This is a genomic window from Ruegeria sp. BHSB058 (assembly GCF_059613285.1).
Genome location: NZ_JBXWSF010000014.1, coordinates 45,098 through 67,155 on the forward strand (window position 1 = coordinate 45,098; position 22,058 = coordinate 67,155).

General features: G+C 59.8%; 22 protein-coding genes, 1 tRNA gene and 1 riboswitch. Of the genes, 16 read left to right on the forward strand and 7 right to left on the reverse strand.

What is annotated here, in order from left to right:
- Positions 1 to 5 precede the first annotated feature (5 nt).
- Complete coding sequence (locus tag AC2FNB_RS05820; RefSeq protein WP_480748058.1) at positions 6 to 1,403, reverse strand: cbb3-type cytochrome c oxidase subunit I; 1,398 nt, start codon at positions 1,401 to 1,403, stop codon at positions 6 to 8.
- A 15-nt stretch (positions 1,404 to 1,418) separates the two neighbouring features.
- On the reverse strand, positions 1,419 to 1,868 hold the full coding sequence (locus AC2FNB_RS05825) for a c-type cytochrome (protein WP_480748059.1): 450 nt from the start codon (positions 1,866 to 1,868) through the stop codon (positions 1,419 to 1,421).
- Positions 1,869 to 2,085: 217 nt separating this feature from the next.
- Positions 2,086 to 2,188, forward strand: a riboswitch (yybP-ykoY riboswitch).
- Positions 2,189 to 2,261: 73 nt separating this feature from the next.
- Here AC2FNB_RS05825 and AC2FNB_RS05830 point away from each other — a divergent pair.
- Positions 2,262 to 2,822, forward strand: a complete 561-nt coding sequence (locus AC2FNB_RS05830) for a manganese efflux pump MntP (RefSeq protein WP_480748060.1) — start codon at positions 2,262 to 2,264, stop codon at positions 2,820 to 2,822.
- A gap of 70 nt (positions 2,823 to 2,892) precedes the next feature.
- Entirely contained in the window at positions 2,893 to 3,861 is a 969-nt protein-coding gene (locus AC2FNB_RS05835) for a zinc transporter ZntB (protein WP_496745039.1), read from the forward strand.
- On the opposite strand, the gene AC2FNB_RS05840 is transcribed toward AC2FNB_RS05835, so the two are convergent.
- Entirely contained in the window at positions 3,848 to 5,026 is a 1,179-nt protein-coding gene (locus AC2FNB_RS05840) for an NnrS family protein (RefSeq protein WP_496745041.1), read from the reverse strand. The two genes, AC2FNB_RS05835 and AC2FNB_RS05840, sit on opposite strands and share 14 nt — an antisense overlap.
- Before the next feature lie 290 nt (positions 5,027 to 5,316).
- Between AC2FNB_RS05840 and AC2FNB_RS05845 the strand changes: the two genes are divergently transcribed.
- The 12 genes from AC2FNB_RS05845 to AC2FNB_RS05900 all read left to right on the forward strand — a co-directional run bounded on the left by AC2FNB_RS05845 (position 5,317) and on the right by AC2FNB_RS05900 (position 16,866).
- Positions 5,317 to 6,993, forward strand: a complete 1,677-nt coding sequence (locus AC2FNB_RS05845) for a cytochrome D1 domain-containing protein (protein WP_496745043.1) — start codon at positions 5,317 to 5,319, stop codon at positions 6,991 to 6,993.
- A 159-nt stretch (positions 6,994 to 7,152) separates the two neighbouring features.
- On the forward strand, positions 7,153 to 8,946 hold the full coding sequence (locus AC2FNB_RS05850) for a NapC/NirT family cytochrome c (RefSeq protein WP_496745045.1): 1,794 nt from the start codon (positions 7,153 to 7,155) through the stop codon (positions 8,944 to 8,946).
- Between the two features lie 59 nt (positions 8,947 to 9,005).
- Complete coding sequence (locus tag AC2FNB_RS05855) at positions 9,006 to 9,422, forward strand: cupredoxin domain-containing protein (RefSeq protein ID WP_480748065.1); 417 nt, start codon at positions 9,006 to 9,008, stop codon at positions 9,420 to 9,422.
- Between the two features lie 218 nt (positions 9,423 to 9,640).
- On the forward strand, positions 9,641 to 10,408 hold the full coding sequence (gene cobA, locus AC2FNB_RS05860; protein WP_480748066.1) for a uroporphyrinogen-III C-methyltransferase: 768 nt from the start codon (positions 9,641 to 9,643) through the stop codon (positions 10,406 to 10,408).
- Positions 10,401 to 10,760: a c-type cytochrome gene (locus AC2FNB_RS05865; RefSeq protein ID WP_496745048.1), complete on the forward strand. Its 360-nt coding sequence runs from the start codon at positions 10,401 to 10,403 to the stop codon at positions 10,758 to 10,760. Before cobA ends, AC2FNB_RS05865 begins: the two co-directional genes overlap by 8 nt.
- Positions 10,757 to 11,902, forward strand: a complete 1,146-nt coding sequence (locus AC2FNB_RS05870; RefSeq protein WP_496745049.1) for a cytochrome D1 domain-containing protein — start codon at positions 10,757 to 10,759, stop codon at positions 11,900 to 11,902. The genes AC2FNB_RS05865 and AC2FNB_RS05870 overlap by 4 nt, the downstream gene beginning before the upstream one ends.
- 4 nt (positions 11,903 to 11,906) lie before the next feature.
- The gene (gene ahbB, locus AC2FNB_RS05875) at positions 11,907 to 12,896 is read left to right on the forward strand and encodes a siroheme decarboxylase subunit beta (RefSeq protein WP_496745051.1); all 990 of its coding nucleotides are present in this window, start codon (positions 11,907 to 11,909) and stop codon (positions 12,894 to 12,896) included.
- Entirely contained in the window at positions 12,893 to 13,345 is a 453-nt protein-coding gene (locus tag AC2FNB_RS05880) for an Lrp/AsnC family transcriptional regulator (protein ID WP_496745052.1), read from the forward strand. Before ahbB (AC2FNB_RS05875) ends, AC2FNB_RS05880 begins: the two co-directional genes overlap by 4 nt.
- Complete coding sequence (gene ahbB / locus AC2FNB_RS05885) at positions 13,342 to 13,824, forward strand: siroheme decarboxylase subunit beta (RefSeq protein WP_496745054.1); 483 nt, start codon at positions 13,342 to 13,344, stop codon at positions 13,822 to 13,824. Before AC2FNB_RS05880 ends, ahbB (AC2FNB_RS05885) begins: the two co-directional genes overlap by 4 nt.
- A 7-nt stretch (positions 13,825 to 13,831) precedes the next feature.
- The gene (gene nirJ, locus AC2FNB_RS05890) at positions 13,832 to 15,043 is read left to right on the forward strand and encodes a heme d1 biosynthesis radical SAM protein NirJ (RefSeq protein WP_496745056.1); all 1,212 of its coding nucleotides are present in this window, start codon (positions 13,832 to 13,834) and stop codon (positions 15,041 to 15,043) included.
- Positions 15,044 to 15,089: 46 nt separating this feature from the next.
- Entirely contained in the window at positions 15,090 to 16,637 is a 1,548-nt protein-coding gene (locus AC2FNB_RS05895) for a cytochrome D1 domain-containing protein (RefSeq protein WP_496745058.1), read from the forward strand.
- Positions 16,638 to 16,665: 28 nt separating this feature from the next.
- Positions 16,666 to 16,866: a hypothetical protein gene (locus AC2FNB_RS05900; RefSeq protein WP_496745060.1), complete on the forward strand. Its 201-nt coding sequence runs from the start codon at positions 16,666 to 16,668 to the stop codon at positions 16,864 to 16,866.
- Here AC2FNB_RS05900 and lptF read toward each other — a convergent pair.
- Complete coding sequence (gene lptF / locus AC2FNB_RS05905) at positions 16,859 to 17,983, reverse strand: LPS export ABC transporter permease LptF (protein ID WP_496745061.1); 1,125 nt, start codon at positions 17,981 to 17,983, stop codon at positions 16,859 to 16,861. The two genes, AC2FNB_RS05900 and lptF, sit on opposite strands and share 8 nt — an antisense overlap.
- Before the next feature lie 177 nt (positions 17,984 to 18,160).
- A tRNA-Trp gene (locus AC2FNB_RS05910) sits at positions 18,161 to 18,236 on the reverse strand.
- Between the two features lie 144 nt (positions 18,237 to 18,380).
- Between AC2FNB_RS05910 and AC2FNB_RS05915 the strand changes: the two genes are divergently transcribed.
- The gene (locus AC2FNB_RS05915) at positions 18,381 to 19,091 is read left to right on the forward strand and encodes a lysophospholipid acyltransferase family protein (RefSeq protein WP_496745063.1); all 711 of its coding nucleotides are present in this window, start codon (positions 18,381 to 18,383) and stop codon (positions 19,089 to 19,091) included.
- A gap of 306 nt (positions 19,092 to 19,397) precedes the next feature.
- On the opposite strand, the gene AC2FNB_RS05920 is transcribed toward AC2FNB_RS05915, so the two are convergent.
- On the reverse strand, positions 19,398 to 20,321 hold the full coding sequence (locus AC2FNB_RS05920; protein ID WP_496745064.1) for an ankyrin repeat domain-containing protein: 924 nt from the start codon (positions 20,319 to 20,321) through the stop codon (positions 19,398 to 19,400).
- A gap of 239 nt (positions 20,322 to 20,560) precedes the next feature.
- Here AC2FNB_RS05920 and AC2FNB_RS05925 point away from each other — a divergent pair, with 239 nt between their 5' ends.
- On the forward strand, positions 20,561 to 21,685 hold the full coding sequence (locus AC2FNB_RS05925; RefSeq protein WP_496745065.1) for a saccharopine dehydrogenase family protein: 1,125 nt from the start codon (positions 20,561 to 20,563) through the stop codon (positions 21,683 to 21,685).
- Between the two features lie 263 nt (positions 21,686 to 21,948).
- On the opposite strand, the gene AC2FNB_RS05930 is transcribed toward AC2FNB_RS05925, so the two are convergent.
- On the reverse strand, positions 21,949 to 22,058 hold a 110-nt coding region (locus tag AC2FNB_RS05930), incomplete at its 5' end, for an EF-Tu C-terminal domain-related protein (RefSeq protein ID WP_480567056.1).

Consider the following 22,058-nt stretch of genomic DNA (forward strand, 5'->3'; position numbering starts at 1 on the left):
CCTCATTACTCCGCTGCCACGTGGTCAGGGTCCTTGTCGAGGCGGTCACGCTCAAGCGGACCAGGTTCGACCAGCTCCTTGCGCGGCACCCAGATCGAGTAGATGAAGAGCAACGCGCCAATGACAACCACCAGACCTGCACCGAAGCGCATCCAGTAGAAGATGGCAACCTGATCCTGCACATCCATGTAGTAGTCGCCTACCACACGCTGCATGTGCGTTTGAACAGTTCCCGCAAAGGTCAGCACGAAAGTCATGAACACCATGCCGCTGGTCATCAGCCAGAACGACGCCATGTTCAGTACCTGGTTATACGGATCGCGGTTCAGAAGGATCGGCATCGCATAGCTGAAGATCGCGCAGTTCAAGGCCACATAGGCACCGTAAAAGGCCAGGTGACCATGGGCTGCGGTGATCTGTGTCCCGTGGGTGTAATAGTTCACCCCGTGCAGCGTGTGCAGGAAGCCCCAGATGCCGGCCCCAAAGAAGGCAAGCGTGGCACAGCCCAGCGACCACAACAGCGCGGCCTTGTTGGGGTGGTCACGACGGCCTTTCCAGACCATGACAAAGGCGAATGCCATCATGCCGAAGAAGGGGATCACCTCAAGGCTCGAGAAGATCGAACCGATCCACTGCCAGTAACCGGGAGTACCGATCCAATAGTAGTGGTGGCCGGTGCCCAGGATGCCCGAGAAGAGGGCGGCAGCAACGATGACATAAAGCCATTTTTCGACGATCTCACGGTCAACGCCCGTCAGCTTGAGCATCAGGTAGGCCAGGATCGAGGCCATGATCAGTTCCCAAACGCCTTCAACCCACAGGTGAACCACGTACCACCAGTACTGCTTGTCAAGGCTGAGGTTCGAGGGGTTGTAGAAGCTGAACAGGAACAGCAGCGCCAGCCCCCACAGGCCCAGAAGCAGGATGTTGGTGATTGCGGTTTTCTTGCCCTTCAGCACCGTCATCGAGATGTTGTAGAGGAAGATCAGTGCCGCAACGACGATACCAGCCTTGACCCATTTGGGTTGTTCAAGGAACTCGCGGCCTTCTTTACCCAGCAGCCAGTTACCTTCGAACAGGTTGAAGACATAGGTCAGAACCACGCCCAGCGTACCGACCACGAGGATCAGCAACTGCAGATAGGCCAGCTTGGGCGAGTGTATTTCGCGCTCCGCCTCTTCCGGGATCAGGAAATAGGCGGCGCCGAAGAAGCCAAGGATCAACCACACGATCAATGAGTTGGTGTGCAGCATCCTCACGATGTTGAACGGCAACAGCTCGGAAAGCGTGTTGGGCGCAACATAGATCCAGCCTGCGAGCAGACCGCCCAGCACCTGGATCGCAAACAGCGCCATGGCTACGGCAAAGTAGACCAGAGCGATTTTTTGGGATTCGTATTTCATTTCTCCGTTCCCTCCTTAGCCCGCGTCATTCGGGGGCCAGCCCTGAGCGTCGATATTGTCCGTCCAGATCAGGAAGTTCGCGAGATCCCGGATATCTTCGTCGCTGAGGTTGAATTGAGGCATCTGACGCCGGCCCTCGATGCCCGTGGGCTGCGCCTCCATCCACCCTTTCAGGGTTTCAAAAGCCGCCTCGGGGTCGTCCAGTACGCCCCAACGGGTCATCACATTGGCGACTTCCGGGGCGAAATATGCACCTTCGCCCAGAATCGAGTGGCAGTTGATGCAGGCATGTTTTTCCCAAACATGCTTGCCCCGGGCCACACTGTCGTCGAGTTTGGCCGCGTTTTCCGACCCGATGATGTACAAGTGTGAGTGGGCCGATAAGGCCAGAAAGATTAGTATGAAGAACAGGGACCCGCCATAAAAGATATTGCGGGCCATGCTCTTTGTCATGACTTCGCGCATTGCGCTCTCCTTTGCGCCGCATTGCTGGTGCAAGGAAAATGGCCGCTGGCGCATAGGGACGCCTTAACCAAAGTCAAGACTTCCAGGCATGTTTCGGCCTGTATTGGCGAATTTCCGAAAATGTCGACACTCCCCGGCGGCGGGCCCCAACTTCTGCAATTGCGTCGCAAAATCACATCATACTGTTATCATTGACAAAAACACGAAGCATCCCTATCTCGACGGCATCGGGGAGTAGCAACCGCAAGCGTGCGGGGGCGTGTCAACACACCCGCGGGATATCCGCGTGGCACGCCCGGTCTCGGGACTGTCCCAGGCTCAGCAAGACCGTGGTGATTGGACTCTGCGGGCGGATTCCAAATGGCACCCGGTTCGGCCCACGAGGATGCGCGCATGACCCCGATCACAATCGGCCTGCTGGCCTTGACCATGTCAATAGACGCCTTCGTCGCCTCCATCGGCCGCGGCGCGGTGCGACAGGGCGCGCCGCTTGCGAGCGCCCTGAGGACAGGCGCGGTGTTTGGCCTTGTTGAAACGGTCACACCGCTGCTCGGCTGGGCCCTCGGAGTCGTTGCCAGCCAGTACGTGCAGGCGTTCGATCACTGGATTGCATTCGCGCTACTCGGCCTGGTCGGAATGCGAACAATCATTCATGCGGGCCAGCGCGATGGCGACGGCGGCGCACCCAGGCTGCACTCCCCACTTGCCTTGCTTGCAACGGCCATCGGCACATCTGTGGACGCCATGGCTGTCGGTGTGTCGCTTGCCTTTATAGACGTGGACATCGTGATCATCGCTCTGGCCATCGGTCTGGCAACTATGACGATGAGCACCACTGGCGCTCTGACCGGCCGGTTGCTGGGTCAGCGCTTTGGGCGCAGCATCGAGGTTTTTGGCGGCTTGATCCTGATCGGTCTCGGTCTTGCGATTCTGCTGGAGCACCTGACAGCCTGAGGATTCGGTTTTTTCTGGACCCGACCGACACATTCGTTCCAATCTTCGCCTAATAAAATTCGGTGTGAGAATGCCAAATAAACGTCTGCAACCAGTCTGCGCCTTCGATTTTTCGGGTGAACGCGCACAGATCATCGTCGATAACTGGCCCTTACCCATGCCACCCAGTGAAAAAACGTACCGGTGGCTTCATCTCAATCTCGCTGACGAGGCGACAGGCCAGTGGGTCAAAGAAAACCTTCCGGCGGTGGTTGCGTCCGCATTAACCCAATCCGAAACGCGCCCACGATGCGATGCTTTGCAAGATGGGCTGATCCTCAACCTGCGCGGCGTAAACCTGAACCCCGGTTCCAGCCGCGAGGACATGGTGTCACTGCGGATGTGGATCACGCCCAACGCCGTGATCTCGGCACGCACCCGAAAGATCTGGGCGGCCGACGAAATACATCGCAAGGCCACGGCTGGCACGGGCCCGGCTTCGGTCGGTGCGTTTCTGGTCGAACTTCTGCACGGACTGTCCCACCGAATCGAAATCGTTTCCCTGGAACTGGATGACCAGACCGACGGATTGGAAGAAGAAGCCCTGGAAGGAACCGTGGATCTGCATGACCGCCTCAGCGCCCTGCGCCTGACCGTCATCAAGATGCGCAGGTTCCTGCACCCGCAACGCGAGGCGCTGGATGCGCTCTTGCGCAACGAAGCGCGGCTGCTTGACCCTTCCGAAATCATCAACCTGCGCGAGGCAGTCAACCGCACCCGACGCACTCTGGAAGAACTGGACGCAACCCGCGACAGATTGGCGGCGGTCCAGGATCAGATTGCCTCGGAACAGGTACGCCTGCTGGGACGGAACAGTTATACCCTGTCGATCATCGCGGCGGTTTTCCTGCCGCTCGGCTTTCTGACGGGTCTCTTCGGCGTCAACATTGCCGGGATGCCAGGCACCGCCTCGCCGACCGCATTTTGGCTGCTAGCCGGAGGCTCAATCGCCCTTGGTATCACCATTTTCCTGCTGTTCCGGCTGCTCAAGTGGCTGTAAAGCGCGGCCCGGTCAATGCGGCCCACATGGACGCAATGTAAAGCGCAAAAGCCGTGACCCACAGCCCTCCGGTCACCAGCATGGCAACAAGGTACGCACCGTCCAGTTCCGCTCCGACCCACCTGAGCAAGGCCGCAACGGCCATAAGCGCATAGGCCAGAATCATTGGGAAGGGCGCGACCAGTTCACGCCCGGAATGCCCCAGCGACGCACGGCTCATGACTGCCAGTGTCATGCCGCCCACGCAACCAATTCCCAGAACATGCAACCCGGCGATTTCGCGTCCGATGCCCAGCGCCGACAGCCCCCAAAGCACCATGCCCAGTGCCAGCATCGCCAGCCCCAGGTGCAGGGACCACAGAATCGGTTGCCCCAGGCACCAGATGCCACCCCAGCGAGACAGCCGCAGGGCCTGAACCAGCCCGAACAGGATGGCGATCGGACCCAGCCCCCAGGCCGGGGTCCCCAACATAACCAGCGGCGGCAAGGCCAGCGCCAGGATCAGAGCCGTGCGCTCGACCAGCGGAAAGCTCCGGGGCCAGTGGCTTTCAGCAACACCCGAACGCTTCATCGCATTGCGGGTGAACGCGGGGGTGACGCGACCCCCAAGAACCGAGATCAGGGCGCAAATCGAGGTCAAGCCACCCCGTAGCCCGGCCTGTGCGCTGTCCTGTGTAATTCCCAGCCACTCAAGATGCACCAAAAGATCAGCGATCCAGAGATAGGTTAGAAAAAGCAGAAACATGATGTTCTGCGGTTTTGGGCGTTTCACCAACTGGGACAGGATCTTTATCGCCAGAACCGGGATAAAAGCCAGGTCGAGAACCGCCACCCAAACCGGGGGCATCATCCCCGAATACCAGACTGCCAGCCGCCCACCCAGCCACAGGCCAGCGGCCAGAGTGATGAACCCGCGCCGGGCGCCCGGTGTGTTGGTCCAGTTCGGCACCGCCGTGAGGAAAAATCCGCCAATCGCTGCAGTAGCATAGCCAAAGATCATCTCGTGGGCATGCCACAGGACCGGCACACCATCCCGCAGCGGCCCTTCAGCTATGCCGGCCAGATACATTGTCCAGATTATCCCGGTAAAAACACCATAGATACCGGCTGCCAGAAAAAAGATGCGAAACCCTTCACCCAAGACGCGACCAACGATCGACGACATTCCTGTTCTCCTTCGGCCCTGGCAATGGGCTGGGCGCAAATTCATTTGTTTTCTTAAACGGCCATCTGCGACACTTGGGTCCAAAATGCCCGCAGCAAAACAACTAGCGGGCAGATGAGGCGTCACACTTAACCAAAATCAATTGAATTCGGGATTTCAGGTCGCCCTGCGGCGGGATGACGCCCGTACGGATTCACGTTTCCGCGAACTCCGTTGACTTTTGTCAAGGCGGCACCGCCCCCGTTTGCCGCACATTCCGACCTGCCTCACCACGCATATGGAGAGTGATCATGTCACTTGGAATCAGCTACAACAAAACCGGACGCGCCCTGGGGGCTGGTCTGGCAATGCTGCTTGGCACTGTCGCCGCGCCAGCATTCGCACAAGAGCCAACCCTGAGCGAAGAAGCCTTCGAAAGCTCGAAGCAGCTTTACTTCGAACAATGCGCGGGCTGCCACGGCGTTCTGCGCAAAGGTGCCACCGGTAAAAACCTTGAACCCCATTGGAAAAAGACCGCCGCAGACGGCACCGTCACCGAAGGTGGCACCCTGAAGCTGGGGCAGGAACGCCTTGAGAAAATCATCGCCTGGGGTACCGAAGGCGGGATGAACAACTTCTCGGACATCATGACCGAGCAGGAAATCAAGGACATGGCGACGTACATCATGATGGACGCGCCGAAACCGCCCGAGATGTCCCTCGAGCAAATGAAACAGACCCGCAAGGTCTATGTCGAAGAAGCCGACTACCCGACCGAGCCTTTGCATGGCCGCAATTGGGAGAACTTCTTTGTCGTCATCGAACGTGACGTAGGCAAGGTGGCCGTGATTGACGGCGACACCAAGGAAGTACTGGCGCACATCCCGACCGGCTATGCCGTGCACGTGCTCAAGGCCTCCGAGCACCACAAGCTGGAAGAGCCGGAAAACCCTGGCCGCTTCTGGTACACCATGGGCCGCGACGGCAAGATGACCAAGATCGACCTCTGGCAGACGCCGGACAAGATGCTGGTTTCGGAAGTCAAGATTGCCTACGACGCACGTGACGTGGCCGTGTCCGGCGACGGCAAGTACGTCATCGGTGGGGGCTACTGGCCGCCGCACTTCGCGATTGTCGATGCTCAAACCATGGAACCGCTGAAAGTCGTCTCGACCCGCGGCACCAACGTCGATGGCGAATACGTCGAAGAAAGCCGTGTGGCTGCCATCTACACCACCCCGAACGAACCGACCTGGATCGTCGCGGTGAAAGAGCTGGGCCAACTGTGGCAAGTGGACTATTCCGACCTCGACAACCTGCGGATCGACAAGATCAACTCGGCCAAATTCCTGCACGACGGGTTCTTTGACCCGACAGGCCGGTACTTCCAGATCGCCGCGAACGCGTCGAACAAAATGGTTGTCGTGGACACCCAGACGCACAAGCTCGAAGCAATGATCGACACCGCAGCCCTGCCGCACCCCGGCCCGGGCGCCAACTGGGAAGACCCGAACTGCGGCCCGGTGGCCGGTACGACCCACCTGGGCGTCGGCACCGTGACCGTCTGGGGCAACGACCCAGAAGGCCATGCCGACAACGCTTGGAAGATCTGCTACGAAGTGGAAACAGACGGCCCCGGCCTGTTTGTCCGGACCCACCCGAACTCCAAGTACGTGTGGGCTGACCAGACCAAACACCCCGAGCCTGAAATCCAGCAGTCGGTGCAGGTCATTGACAAGGCGACCGGTGAGATCGTGAAAACGATCCAGATCACCGAGGACGAAGGCAACGCCGCGGTTCACTTCGAGTTCAACAAAGACGGCACCGAAGTTTGGGTCTCCAAATGGAACCTGGCCGACTCGAAAGAACCGAACGGTCAGATCGTGATCTTCGACGCGGAAACGCTGGAAGAGATCGGGCGGATCGATGGACTGTTTGCCCCGACCGGCAAGTTCAACGTCTACAACCGTTCGAACCACGTCACCTGATGTGACAGGAACTGCCATGGAAGGGGCGGGCAGATCGCCCGCCCCTTCCTCGTTCCCGGGCACGCGTGACCCAACTGTCACACAGGCCCGCGACCAAACAGCCAAAGCAACCGGCCTCTCACCCAAGGCCAGACAACAAAGCCAATACGGAGTCTGGACATGAACCAGCCCACGGACACGGAAAAGAAAAAACCGATCTGGCGCCGGTATTTCCTTTGGGGAATGCCCTTGGCCGGTATCGCCGGTGCATTTGTCGCCGGTATCGTCTTCTGGGGCGGTTTCAACACCGCAATGGAAGCCACAAATACCAAGGATTTTTGCATCTCGTGCCACGAGATGGAGAATTTCGTCTATCAGGAATATCAGGGCACGATCCATGACGTGAACCGCTCGGGCGTGGGCGCGGTCTGCTCCGATTGCCACGTTCCCAAGGATTGGACCCACAAGATCATCCGCAAGATCAAGGCCTCAAAAGAGCTTTACGGAAAGATGGTCGGCACCATCAACACCCGAGAGAAGTTCGAGGCCAAGCGCGTGCATCTGGCCATGAACGAGTGGGAGCGGATGAAGTCCAGCGATTCGCGCGAATGCCGGAACTGTCACGATTTCGAATCGATGATGCCCGAATTCCAGCGTCCCCGCGCACGTCAACAACACCTGAACGCGATGAAAGTGGGTCAGACCTGCATCGACTGTCACAAGGGTATCGCTCACTCGGACGCCCGCGAGCGCGCGGATGAAGAGTATCTGGAAAAACTCGAAACGCCGAATCCGGATTTCATCCGTGAGATTCCGGAAGAATACCTGGCAAGCCTCGCACGAATCGAAGCCAAGGAAGCCGCCGAGGCCGAAGCAGCAAACGCCGCCAAGAAGGCGCAGCAGGAAGCCGTACAAGCCCAGATTGCCGCTGCGGTCGAATCGGCGGTCGCCGAAGAGCGTGCCAAGGCCAACGGCAGCACAACCGAGGCCTCGACCGCTGGTGGTGGCGACGATGTCGCTTCCAACATCGACTGGAACTCGGTCGCCGCGACGGACATGAAACTGTTCTACCCTGGCCAAGCCTCGTTCGAATGGGTTCAGAACGGCAAGACCCACGGCGGCGCGCGTCCGCTAACCAAGGGCGGCGATCAATGCTCGACCTGCCACGCCAAGGAACTGGACACGATCGGCAACAAGATTGTCGCAGGCGGAGATCTGGAACCGACCCCGATTCCGGGCAAGCGCGGCGTGATCGATGCAACCGTTCAGGCGGCGCATGACGACGAAAATCTGTACATTCGCCTGCAATGGTCGGATGCGGGCCATAACCCTGCCCCGTTTGTCGACGGCGGCAAGATGGACCCCGACAACCAGATCAAGGTCGCCATGATGATCACCGGAACCGGAATTGAAATGGGCGATCAGGTGGGGTGCTGGGCCTCTTGCCACGCCGACAACACCTATATGCCCTTCGATCCGGGCGCGGATGGCGTGGCGGCAAACGGTGACGTCACCGCGCGGCTAACCGCCCAGAACACGGTCACTAAATACCTCAGCGAAAGCCGCACCGACATCGAAATCCGGGGTCGTGGGGATAAACCGCTGGGCGGTTGGGACAAGCTGAAGGCCGAGGCAGAGATCGAACAGTATCTCAAGGACGGCACCTTCCTCGACCTGATGCGTGTCTATGCCGACGGCAGTTCCTCAAATGGCTATCTGCTGGAGCAACGGGTCGTGAATGACGGCGAAATGGCCGCCTCGGCCAGCCTGTCGGGTGGTATCTGGACCGTGGTCTTTACCCGGCCGCTCGACAGCGGTGCCCCCGGCGACGTACCACTGGTTCCGGGTCAGACCTACACGGTCGGCTTTGCGATCCACGACGACTTTGCCGCTGCCCGCTTCCACCACGTCACGCTGAACACCAGCCTCGCATTGGATGATGACAGCGCGACCATTAATGTGGTGAAACAGTAAGTGCTTGCAGGGGCCGGACAACTCCGGCCCCTGTTCTTTCCGGAAAGGAGATCTGACAGATGCATGCCAAACACCTTCTTCCCGCCACCCTGCTGTCGCTTGCGGCAGCTTTTCCCGTTTTTGCCGCCGACGAAGACACGGCTGCAATCTGCGCCGAAGCCGAGGAGCGCTATGTCGAACTGTTCGGACAGCCCTCGGATACGGTCGAGGATGCCGAGATCGTATTGATGTACAAATACAATTTCTGCCCCGCGCAACTGACCGTCAAAACGGGAACAACGGTGCGCTGGGTAAATGTCGACAAGCGCACCAGTCACAGCGTGCTGCTGAAAGACGGAAGCGTGCCGGAGACCGACCGGATATTCCCCGAAGAAACCGTCGAGCTGACCTTTCTCACCCCCGGCCCGCAGGACTACCTGTGCGGCCCTCATTGGGAAACGCAGAACATGATCGGAATGGTCACGGTCGAACCCTGAACCAAGGCGACAATTCGGGCATGATCAAGGGGCGCGAGAGCAATTCTCGCGCTCCTTAACTTATGTCAAGGCGACTCCTTTTGCCATCGGCCAGTCTGCGACCATGGAACGCCAGGAATCCCCAGCCACACTCCCGTTTTCACTCGCTTTTTTGCGCGCGGACGGACTGTGTTCCGAGGGTCGGCGTCTGCGGAAGTTCAGGACAAGTGAGTTTGCAAATGAGCGGTAAGGTATTTCTGATCGGAGCCGGCCCGGGCGACCCTGAATTGATGACCCTGCGTGCGCTGCGGATGCTGCGCGAAGCCGATGTCGTTGTCTATGACCGCCTGGTTTCGCCCGAAATCCTCGCCATGAGCCCCGAGGGCGCGAGCATGATCCCGGTCGGCAAGGCCCCCAAATGCCATACCGTGCCGCAGGAGCAGATCAACGAGATACTGCTTGAACAGGCCCGCGCCGGACATACGGTAGCCCGCCTGAAGGGCGGCGACCCGGTGATTTTCGGCCGCGGTTCCGAAGAGGCCGCCTATCTGACGGCTCATGACATCGCGGTCGAATACGCGCCCGGCATCACCGCCGCTCAGGGCGCCTCCTGCTCGACCGGCGTGCCGCTCACCCATCGCGGGTTGGCGACCTCGGTGCAATATGTCACCGGCCACCGTCAGGCCGACAAGGTTCTCGACCTCGACTGGAAACGGCTGGCCGATCCGTCGACCACGCTCGTGATCTACATGGGTGTTGCCAATATCGGCCAGATCGCAATGGGCCTGATGACCGAGAACCTGCCCGGTTCGACCCCGGTTCTGGCCGTGGGCCGCGCCACCACGCCGGACGAGCGGCGCCTGGTGTCGCGCCTCGACCGCATCGCAACGGATGTTCGCGAAGCCCAACTGACCGCCCCTACTCTTTTCATCATCGGCAAGGTGGTGTCACTCTACGACGAGCGTCCCGTTGCCGACCTTATCGAACAGGCAACTGCCAATGCCTAGCTTCATGCAAATGCCGTCCGCCACACCCGGGCGGATCGGTTTTTCCTTTCGCGCCACGCTGACCACACTGGCGCTGGTCGCGACCTCGGCCATTGCCGCCGACGCACTCGACCCGAACGCCCTGAAACGTCTGGTGCATCAGGATTGCGGCTCGTGCCACGGCCTGTCGCTCAAGGGTGGGCTTGGCCCTGATCTGCGCTCCGAGACACTGCAACACTATGATCTGGACATTCTGACCGGCGTCATCCTCGACGGTATTCCGGATACGGCCATGCCCCCCTGGCGTCCGTTGATGAGTCAGGAAGAGGCCGAGTGGATCGCCCGTTACCTGCTGGAACCGGAGGGACAATGAAACGGATTGCATTCGGCCTGCTGGCCACGCTGATGATGAGCACTGCACAGGCCGAACCAATGGCCACCGGCGATCTCGGCCTCGTGATCGAACGTGCGACCGGCTCGGTCCTCCTGGTCGACCAGTCCGATCGCGCCGCATTGGCCCGGATCGAAGGCCTGGGCGATCTCAGCCATGCCTCGCTGGTCTATTCACCCGATGAAAGGTTCGCCTATGTTTTCGGCCGCGATGGTGGGCTGACCAAGGTCGACATAGTCACCCGCCAGATCGTGAACCGCGTCGTACAGGCGGGCAACGCCATCGGCGGAGCCATTTCGGATGACGGCAAACTGGTGGCCGTGTCCAACTACGAACCCGGTGGTGTGCGCGTGTTCGACGCCGACACGCTGGACATGGTCGCGGATATTCCCACCGACAGCAAAACCATCGGTCTGGTCGACGCGCCGGGCCGCCGCTTCGTGTTCACCATGTGGGACACGGGCGAAACATGGATTGCCGATTTCGCAAAAGGCGCGCCGGACATCACCAGGATCGCCGACATGGGCAAAAATCCTTACGACGCGCTGATCACCGCCAATGGCCGCACTTATATCACCGGTCTTTTTGGCGAGGACGGTCTGACCGCGCTTGACCTGTGGTCGGACAATCCCGAACCGATCCGCGTCCTACCGGACTATGGTCGTGGTCAAGAAGAAATGCCGGTCTACAAGATGCCCCACCTCGAAGGCTGGGCGCTGACGGGGCGCGAGTTCGTCCTGCCTGCTGTCGGCCATCACGAAGTTCTTTGGGTCGATGCCGACACTCTGACCGAGACCGGGCGCACCAAGACCCACGGCCAGCCCGTCTTTGCCATGGCCCGGCCCGATGGCCGTCAGGTCTGGGTCAACTTTGCCCACCCCCTGAACGATACGATTCAGGTGATCGACACCGTCACCAAGGAAATCATTCACGAATTCAAACCCGGCCCGGCGGTGCTGCACATGGAGTTCACACCACGTGGGCACGAGGTGTGGATCAGTGTCAGAGATGCCGGAAAGGTCATGATTTACGACACGCAAACATTTGAAAAATTGCGCGAAATCGAGGCGGACAGCCCCTCGGGCATTTTCTTTACTGCCCGCGCACACAGAACGGGGCTTTGACGCCATGTGCCACATTACCGATCCGATCGACCGAAGCCTGCTGGATGATTTCCAGCGCGATTTTCCGGTGACCGAGCGACCGTTTCAGGTACTTGCCGACACGCTGGGTCTGCCCGAGAACGAAGTGATCGACCGTCTGGCCAGGATGCGCGCCGCAGGGCGCATCACCCGTGTCGGCGCAACCATTGCGCCAGGTACCGTTTCGGCCAGCACTCTCGCCGCTGTCGCCGCCCCCGAAGGCCGATTGGAACAGGTCGCCGCCATGATCGACGCCGAACCGGGGGTCAATCACAACTATCAGCGCGAAGACAAATGGAACCTCTGGTTTGTCGCCACCGGACCCGACCGGCAGCACGTCGACGAGACGTTGGCGCGGATCGGTGACCGCACCGGCCTGCGGGTTCTCGACCTGCGGCTGGTCCGTCCGTTCAACGTCGATCTCGGCTTCAGGATGGCGGAAAAGACGCCCCGTGTGCCAGTGGCACGCAAGATCGACCGTTCGGTGATGCAGGCCGGCGATCTGGACCTTCTTCAGGCGCTGAGCACCGGCTTGCCTCTGGTCGCCACACCCTATGCCACACTCGCCCGCTCCCTGAGTCGCGACGCGGACGACGTCATGCAGCGGATCGCGATCCTGCATGAGGCCGGTATCGTTTCGCGGCTGGGCATCATTGTCCGGCACCGCGCTCTGGGCTGGTCCTCGAACGCGATGGTCGTATGGGATCTCCCTGCCGAACAGATCGACAGCGCAGGCCCGGCATTGGCCGCCCATCCCGGCGTGACGCTGTGTTACGAACGCCGCCCGGTTGAAAAAGTCTGGCCCTACCGCCTCTATTCGATGATCCACGCCCGCTCCCGTCCCGAGGCCCGCGACGTGCTGGCCGGTGCTACCGAATTGCCCGAACTCTCCGGCGCGCGGCACAAGGTTCTGTTCTCGACCCGCTGCTTCAAGCAGACCGGTGCGCTGATCAAGGCCAGGGAGGTCGCGGTATGACGCCTCTCGACGCCATCGACCGTGCGATCCTGAACCGGATGCAGGACGACCTGCCGCTGGTGTCCCATCCCTATGCCGCCGTGGCCGAGGAACTGGGGATCGGTGAAAACGACCTGCTGGACCGGCTTGCGCGGCTGAAAGACGATCGGGTGATCACCCGGTTCGGCCCGTTCTTCGATGCTGCCGCCATGGGTGGCGCGTTCTGCCTGTGCGCCATGGCGGTGCCGGAACAGGAATTCGAAACGGTCCTGACCAAAGTCAATGCCCACCCCGAGGTTGCCCATAATTATGAGCGCACGCACCGGCTGAACATGTGGTTCGTGCTGGCCACCGAAACGCCCGAGGGGATCGAGGCCACCGCCGATGCCATCGAAAGGGAAACCGGGGTGCAAGTCCTCCGCTTCCCCAAACTGCAAGAATTCTTCATCGGGTTCCGGGTGGCGGCATGATCGACGCAACAGACAGACAGATCATCGAAGCGATGCAGGGTGGCCTGCCCCTGATCCACGCCCCGTTCACCCGGATCGCAGCGCAGATCGGCCTTGCCGAGTCTGAGCTGTTGCAGCGTATCGCCGAAATGAAAGACAGCGGCGTGATCCGCCGCATCGCCGCCGCCCCAAACCACTACAAGCTGGGAATGACTGCCAACGGAATGACGGTCTGGAATGTCGATGACAGCCGCATTGCCGAACTTGGTGCCCGTATCGGTGCCCTGCCCTATGTCACCCATTGCTATGAACGCCCCCGTGCCCTGCCGGAATGGCCCTACAACCTGTTTGCCATGGTCCATGGCGAAAACCGCGACGAGGTCGAGGCCAAGCGCGCCGACATCGCCGCGATCCTTGGTGATGCCTGTCAAGGTCACGATATCCTCTACTCCACGCGCATCCTGAAAAAGACCGGGCTGCGCCTGAAACAGAAAGGCTGAAGCCCCCATGTTCCGCCTGACCGAATACATGAAGCAACTTGTCGAACCGACACCGGTTCGCAAACGCCGCCCCGGCCCTGTCAAACCGGTGGTGATCTGGAACCTGACCCGCCGCTGCAACCTGAAATGCCGTCACTGCTATACCGTGTCTGCGGACGTGAATTTCCCCGGCGAACTCAGCCACGAACAGGCCATGTCGACGCTCGAGGATATCGGCCAGTTCCGCGTTCCCGCCCTGATCCTGTCAGGTGGCGAGCCGCTGGACCGCTTTGATTTCTTCGATATCGCCACCCGCGCCCGCGAACTGGTGCCGATGCTGGCGCTCTCGACCAACGGCACCAAAATCCACGGCGAAACAGCCGACCGGATCGCCGATGTCGGGTTCAGCTATGTCGGCATATCCCTCGATGGGATCGGCGCCACCAACGACTGGTTCCGCGGCGTCGAAGGCGCTTTTGCCGACGCTCTGCGCGGCGTGCGCGAATGCAAGAAGCGCGGCATCAAGGTGGGGTTGCGTTTCTGCCTGACCGAAGGCACCCAGCATCACCTGCCCGACCTGATCCAGCTTTGCGACGACGAGGGCGTTGACAAGTTCTATCTCAGCCACCTGGTCTATGCCGGGCGCGGTGACAAGAACCGTGGCGAGGACGCCCAGCGCCTGCGTACCCGACACGCGATGGACCTGCTGCTGGATCGCGCCTGGGTCGCCGTCGCCGAAGAAGCGCCGCTGGACATCGTGACCGGCAACAACGATGCCGACGCGGGGTATTTCCTCGACTGGGTGCGCCGCAATTTCGACGAGGCCAAGGCAGCGCATGTGCGCGAGCATCTGGCGGCCTGGGGCGGCAACTCCAGCGGCCTGGGCGTCGCCAATATCGACAACCTTGGCCGGGTGCACCCTGACACCTACTGGTCCGACTACACCGTGGGCAACGTCAAGACGACGCCGTTCTCGGAACTGTGGACCGGCAATGACCCGATGCTGGCCCTTCTTCGCACCCGCCCCCGTCCGCTGAAGGGGCGCTGCGGCGCGTGCAGGCTGCAGGATGTCTGTGGCGGCAACACCCGTATCCGCGCCCTGCAACTGACCGGCGATCCCTGGGCCGAAGACCCGGCCTGCTATCTGGACGATGCCGAGATCGGCGTAAAAAGCGCCGAACGGCTCGAAGTCACGCCTTTCCGGGGCAAAAGCCACGACCCGGCGCACCAGTTCTTCTGAACTGACGGGTTGCCTGCCTCGAAAGGGGTAAAGAAGGAACGCGAACATGCGGAATTGGAACAAACGGACGGGCCTTGCGGCCCTGCTGCTCGGGACAGTGATGGCCCTGCCCTTGGGTGCCGACCCGGCGAAGAATTATGCCGACTATTGTGCCGAATGCCACGGTGCGGGGCGTCTGGGCGGTGTTGGCCCGGCCCTGATCCCCGAAACGCTGAAACGGATGCGCGGGCCTCATGTGGCCGCCGTGATCGCCGACGGGCGCATCGCCACGCAGATGCCTGCTTTCGCCGAGCAACTGGATACGGCTCAAATCGGGGAACTGGCGGACTGGCTGAAATCCCCGCTGGCATCCACACCCGAATGGGGCGAGGCGGATATCATGGCCAGCCGAACGCTGGACGAAGACTATGTCGCCGTTGATGCTCCGGTCTGGAACAGCGACCCGATGAATATCACTCTGGTCGTCGAAACCGGCGATCACCATGTGTCCGTTCTGGACGGCGATACATTCGAGGTGCTCGACAGGTTCGAAACCCCCTTTGCCGTGCATGGCGGCCCGAAATTCAGCCCCGACGGGCGCTATGTCTTCATCATGTCCCGTGATGGCTGGGTTCAGAAATACGACATCTGGGCACTCAAACAGGTGGGGCGCGTGCGCGCCGGCGTGAACAGCCGCAACATCGCCATGTCAAGCGATGGCAAATGGGTTGCCATCGCCAACTATCTGCCCAACTCGCTGACGCTTCTGTCGACCGAGGATCTGTCGGTTGCCAAGGTGGTTGAGATCAAAAGCAAGAAAGGCAAGCCCAGCCGGGTCTCTGCCGTCTATCAGGCTCCGCCACGTGAAAGCTTTGTGCTGGCGCTCAAGGACGTACCCGAGATCTGGGAAGTGTTCTATGGTGCCAACCCGCCGCAATTCGGTCTGGGGCACGATTTCCGCATCGAAGGTCAGGTCAAGAACCCCGATCCCTTCCCGCTGCGCAAAATCACCACGCCCGACTATCTGGACGATTTCTTTTTCGACCAGACCTATGAATACGTGATGGGCGCGTCGCGCGACGGTAAAGGCGGCCAGGTAATCGACCTGGTGATAGGGCACAAGATTGCGGATCTCGACCTGCCCGGCATGCCGCACCTTGGGTCAGGCATCACCTGGTCACGCAACGGCAAAACCGTCATGGCGACACCGCACCTGACCGATGGCGTGGTGTCGGTAATCGACATGGAGAATTGGCAAACAATCAAGCGGATTGAAACCGAAGGCCCCGGATTCTTCATGCGCGGGCACGAAAATTCACCTTATGTCTGGACCGACGTGTTCTTTGGCCCGAACAAGGACGCGATGCACGTGATCGACAAGCAAAGCCTCGAGATCGTCAAAACCCTGCGCCCTGCACCCGGCAAAACGGTGGCCCACGTGGAATTCACCAAGGACGGCCGCCACGCTCTGGTTTCGATCTGGGAAGACGACGGCGCTGTTATCGTCTATGACGCCAATACTCTGGAAGAGGTCAAACGCCTGCCGATGCGCAAACCCTCGGGAAAATACAATGTCTGGAACAAAATCACCTTCTCCGAAGGCACCAGCCACTGACGGACGCTGGCCGGTATGGAAGCTGGCCTTGCTGCTTTATCCGGCCTCTGCGCTGACTGTCGCGATCAACCTGTTTCTGGTCGGGCTGATCGCGCATGGTCTGGGCTTTCCGGCCATCAGCCCGGTCTCGGCAATCCTGTGGTCCATCCCGTTGGGGGTTCCCGCTACCTGGCTTGCTGGGCGCTGGCTGCGCGGGCTGATGGACGAGGCCGACGGAGACGTCAACTAGCCGCCGCAGCAGAACGGAACAGCTTGAGCGGCCTGCCTGCGATTGACAGGAAAACAGCTGATACCGCCACACCGGCAAGTGCAGGCAGGTACAGCAGCCCCCAAAGTTCGGGCCGAGCGATTACCATCGGCGCCACAAAACCCCGAACACCTTCGAGTATCACCAGTATGGTGAACGCGCCCAAAATTTGCGGCCAAAGACCAAATCGGGAAAACCCGCCCAGCATCAGGGTGGAATACCCAACCAAAGACACCGCAATGCAGATGAACGTCCACGAAAGCCGCTGATGCAACTCTTCGGTAATCTCACCTTGCGTATAGTCCTCGACCTCGGCCATTGCCTCCGGCCCACGCAGCAGATCCAGCGTCGGCACCGCCTGCAGGCTGCGTTTCAACCCCATCCCGTCATCGGCCAGTGATGAAATGTCATAGGTCGCATCCTCGAACAGCGTCGTCGACATCGTGCGGTTGCCCGCATGATACCGCAATGCCATGCCGTCGAGCATGACTAGGTTGATGCCATCCTTGCCCCGAACCAGATAGGCCTCGGCCCCGGAATAGGTCACAGGCACCTGTGGGTCGCGCCGATCGGACAGATACACATCCTTCAGCGTTCCATCCAGCTCGATCTGTCCAATATAGACCGTCACCCCGTCGGATGGGTGCAGGAATTCACCTTCGTTCAACAGCTGGGCCGTGACATCACCGGCCACCTCTTCCTGACGCTGTTCAAGCTGCAGTATGGACGCCGGGCGCAAATAGATGCTGATGGCTCCCATCATCAACCCGGTAATCACTCCGAACCAGAGAACGGGTCGGGCCAGCCGCCACGGGCTGAACCCGGTCGCCAGCATGACCGTCAACTCGCTTTCCCGGCTTAACCGGTTGGTCGCGTATACAGCCGAAGCAAATACCGCCATCGGCATGACCGTGCGGATCAATGTTGGCAGCGACAGTGCCGTAAACTCCAGAAACACCATGGCCGACTGGCCGCCGCTGATCACCTTGTCAAACAGGCTGACCGAACGGGTAATCCAGAACACACCGACCAGAACCAGCGTGAAAAACCCGAACAGCACCAGCAGCTGCCGCAGGTAGTATCCATCAAAACGCGACATCTGACTCCATCGGGCCGCTCATAGTTGCGACGACATTATTGCAATCGCACGGCATAGAAAACAGCGATTGAGCCTGGCTCACCAGAACCGGACAATTTGTCTTCAAGCCGACCAGACAACCGGCCAATTCAAGCCAATGCGCCACATCGCCCGGCATTCGTATTCATTTATGGGAACTGGCAGGGGCAGCAGGGTTCGAACCCGCGACCTACGGTTTTGGAGACCGTCGCTCTACCAACTGAGCTATACCCCTGTGGTGAGCAACCAGATATGCCACCGACGCGGAGGACTCAAGAGGCTTTTTCACATTCCTTGCCGATTGCAGACAGGGACAAACAAGTTGCGTCACGCGTCAGGTCGGGTAAACCGTTCCCGGCCCGAACGGAGGACCCGACAGGTGAGTTTGCGCAAGAAAATCGCCGATAGCGAAACAGTGCTGAACTGGCTGGCCCGGCGCATTGCCGGATATATCCGCATGGTGCACCGCAACACCAAATGGCAGCGGATCGGCTATGATGAACTTGATCAACTGGCCGCTCAGGGCGAGCCGGTCATCGTGGTGCTCTGGCACCAGCGGCTGGCCCAGTCGCCGTATTTCTTCCCGCTCGACAAGGGGCGCATCTGTTCGATCACCTCCGCAGCCCGCGCCGGCAGCATGGTCGGGCGTGTGCAAAAGCTCTTCGGAATGGACACCATCGCCATGTCCAGCCACAAACGCCACGTGGCGCTCTCGCGCGAGGTGCTGGGCAGGATGAAGGAAGGCGTCTCAATCGGTATCGCCGCCGACGGCCCGCGCGGCCCCGAACGCATCGCCTCAACCGTGCCCCTGATCTGGGCGCGCACGTCTGGAAAACGGATCTTCGGCATTACCTATTCCGCCCGCTACGGGCGCGAGGCCGGAACATGGGACCGCCTGCTGATGCCGCGACCCTGGCGGAACGAGGGCGTTTTCCTGTGCCGGGAATGGACCGAGGACGTGCCGCGCAAAGCGACCGAAGACCAGATCGAAGCGCTGCGCCAAAGCCTGGAACAGCACATGAACGATATCACCGCCGAAGCCGACAGGATGGTTGGAAGAAAGCCCTGGGTCCCCGCACCCGAAGAGTGACGGATATTTTCCCGGAGTGTTGCGCCGGATGGCACCCGGCTTGTTCAGCCAGATGCCCAATCAAGGTTCGATTTGCGCGACCTTCAATGAAGCCTGTTCACCCGGCTCTGCATCTTGGCGCAACGTTCGAAAGAGCGGTAAACGGCCCAGAAAATCGTGGTGGGCTGGGTCTTGTTCAGAAACGGCATCCGACTCACTCCGATAACACAGGAATGTGATGAGTATTGACCTGACGTCACTTTCCGTCTGTGAACCAGATCACACTTGGATATCTCGTCGTTCCTTTGTCGCCTCTCTCAATTCACATCATTCCGGAAGCGGGACAGGATCATCCGCCAGGGTGCGCAAATAGGCAATGACCGCAATCCGGTTCTTGCGATCCCGAACCGTACCAAAATACTTCGCGGTTCCCGGAACGCTCCCCTGAATATCCGCCAGATACACGTTCAGGGCCTCGAAATCCCACACGCCGGTCATCCCCGCCATGGCATCGGAATAGGCCATTCCGGGGTCCGACGCCTTCGGCGCACCGACCATGTTCCAAAGTGACCCCGCACGCCTGCCAAAACCGCCGGGTTCGAAACTGTGGCAGGGGCTGCAGTTCTGAGCTTCGGATTCACCCAGTTCAAGATCGGCGCCGGTCAGCTCTGCCGCCGTGATCGGCTCCGGTGTCCACGGCTCGAACCCGCGTTCACGAAGGAGCGCCACAACACCGTCATGCCCCCTGCTGGCCGCGAAATGTATCGCCGGCTCTTTACCCCGAAAATCCGTACGCCCGTTCACATCTGCCCCGGCATCAAGCAGCATCCCCACGATCTCCGCCGATCCGCCATAAGCCGCCTCGTGAAGGGGCCGCGTCATGTTTTCACCGCCGATGAGGTTCGGGTTCGCCCCGGCCTCAAGCAACAGTTTGACAATGTCCTGCCGTCCCCGCCGGGCCGCGATATGCAACGCACCACCGCGGCGGGTCAACTTGTCCACATCGGCACCATGCGCGATCAACACCGCGACGGCATCCGGGTGACCACGATCGGCGGCAAAGAAAAGCGGCGTGGGGCCACCTTGGGTTCGGGCGAGATTCGGGTCTGTTCCCGCCTCGAGAACCCCCCGCAACTCCGCCACATCCCCCACCATCGCAGCATCATGAATCGGGTCTGCCGAGGCAGACCGCAAAAGCATCAGGGTCGATACCAAACCAGCGACCAGCACCCCTCCTTGCCAAGGTGTCATCCGATCACCCCCAAACCGAAAACAATACGTCACTATAGAGGCATGTCATTCAAAAATGGAATTCGGGGTGAATTTGCACACCTGTCCAGGTCTGTAGAGAAGGAAAATGCCTTTAAGCTTCAGACCTCATCGAACGCGATTGGGGCGATGCGTCGCTCTGAGGCATCCTTGTCTTTCCACGCTGATGCGGCGAAGTAGTGGCCGACTACCGAGTTCAATCCGAAAGAATGATCGACGTTATGACCAAGAAGGTTTTGATCATAGGAGGCACAGGTGTATTTGGAAAACGCTTGGTGCGCCATCTTGCTTCCTGTGACAAGCTCGAACTGCACGTCTCTTCCCGTAGCATCAACAGCGCCAAAAGCTTTGTCGACACACTGACAAATCAGGGCGGTCCGGTTCATCCGGTCCAGTTGGATACGCACACCAATTTCCGCCAAACATTGGAGGACCTACGTCCGTTCATTGTGGTGGATTGCTCCGGCCCATTTCAGGGTTCCGGTTATGATTGTGCTCGAACAGTTCTGCAAGCGGGCGCACACTATGTGGATCTGTCTGATGCCCGGGATTTTTTGGCCGGTTTTTCCCATTGTCTCGATCCTATTGCCCGGGAAAGTAGCGTAGCCGCATTGGCGGGCGCAAGCTCGTCCCCGACGCTTTCGACATGCGTGGTGAAAGATGTTACCGACGGTTGGAAACGCATCGACAGTATAGACATTTGCATCACTCCGGGAGGCAGAAGCGAGGTTGGTCGTTCTGTAATCGAAGCGATACTAAGCTATGCTGGCAAAAGCGTTCCTCTCTGGGACGACGGGCGCCTTAGATCAGTACCTGGCTGGCGGAACTCCCGGCGTGTAGAGGTGCCCGAGTTGGGATTCCGACGGGTAGCTCCGGTTGAAACATATGATGCAGAATATCTCGGAGAGAAATTCAATGTTCAATCTCGAGTGTCCTTTTCTGCCGGATTGGAATCAAGAATCGAACAGAGAGGCATTGAGGCTGTCGCGTTCCTGCGCAGCCACAGATTGCTGAAGTCTCTGAAGTTTCTAGTGCCGATCTTGTTAAGCGCGCGAAAAATCACGCGAATTCCGACGTCGAGTTCTGGCGGAATGATGGTAAATGTCTCTGGCTCGGACGCTGATGGTATTGCAACCGGGTTAACATGGTCTTTGGTGGCGCATCAGGATCATGGGCCATTCATTCCAATTCTGCCCGCCGCCGCAGCAGTCAAGAAACTTCTCAATAACGAAGTTGCGCCTGGAGCGAGGTTCGCTCACTCCGCCGTTCAGCTATCCGATATTGTGAGAGAAATGTGCACGTATGATATCAAGACGATGATATCTTTTGATAGAATGAACTCCTGATCCCTAATTCTCTTTCCAACAGGAAAGAGCGCTGTCCCTCGGCGCAGCTCAAAAAAGGCCGCCCCCTTGGGAGCGGCCTTTTTTAGTTCAACGGTGTGGGCTCTCATTGCTCTTTCAGAGCAACTGCCGCCCACCAGTCTGGCAGAGCCGACTTACTCGATGATTTTCGACACGCTATTCCGGTGCGTCTCGGGATTATTGAATTCAAACAAAAAGGGCGCCCCGAGGGGCGCCCTTTCCGTCTGATCATTCGCTTGCGCGAATTATTCAATAATCTTCGACACGACGCCGGCACCGACGGTGCGGCCGCCTTCGCGGATGGCGAAGCGCAGGCCGTCTTCCATCGCGATCGGTGCGATCAGCTCGACGGTGA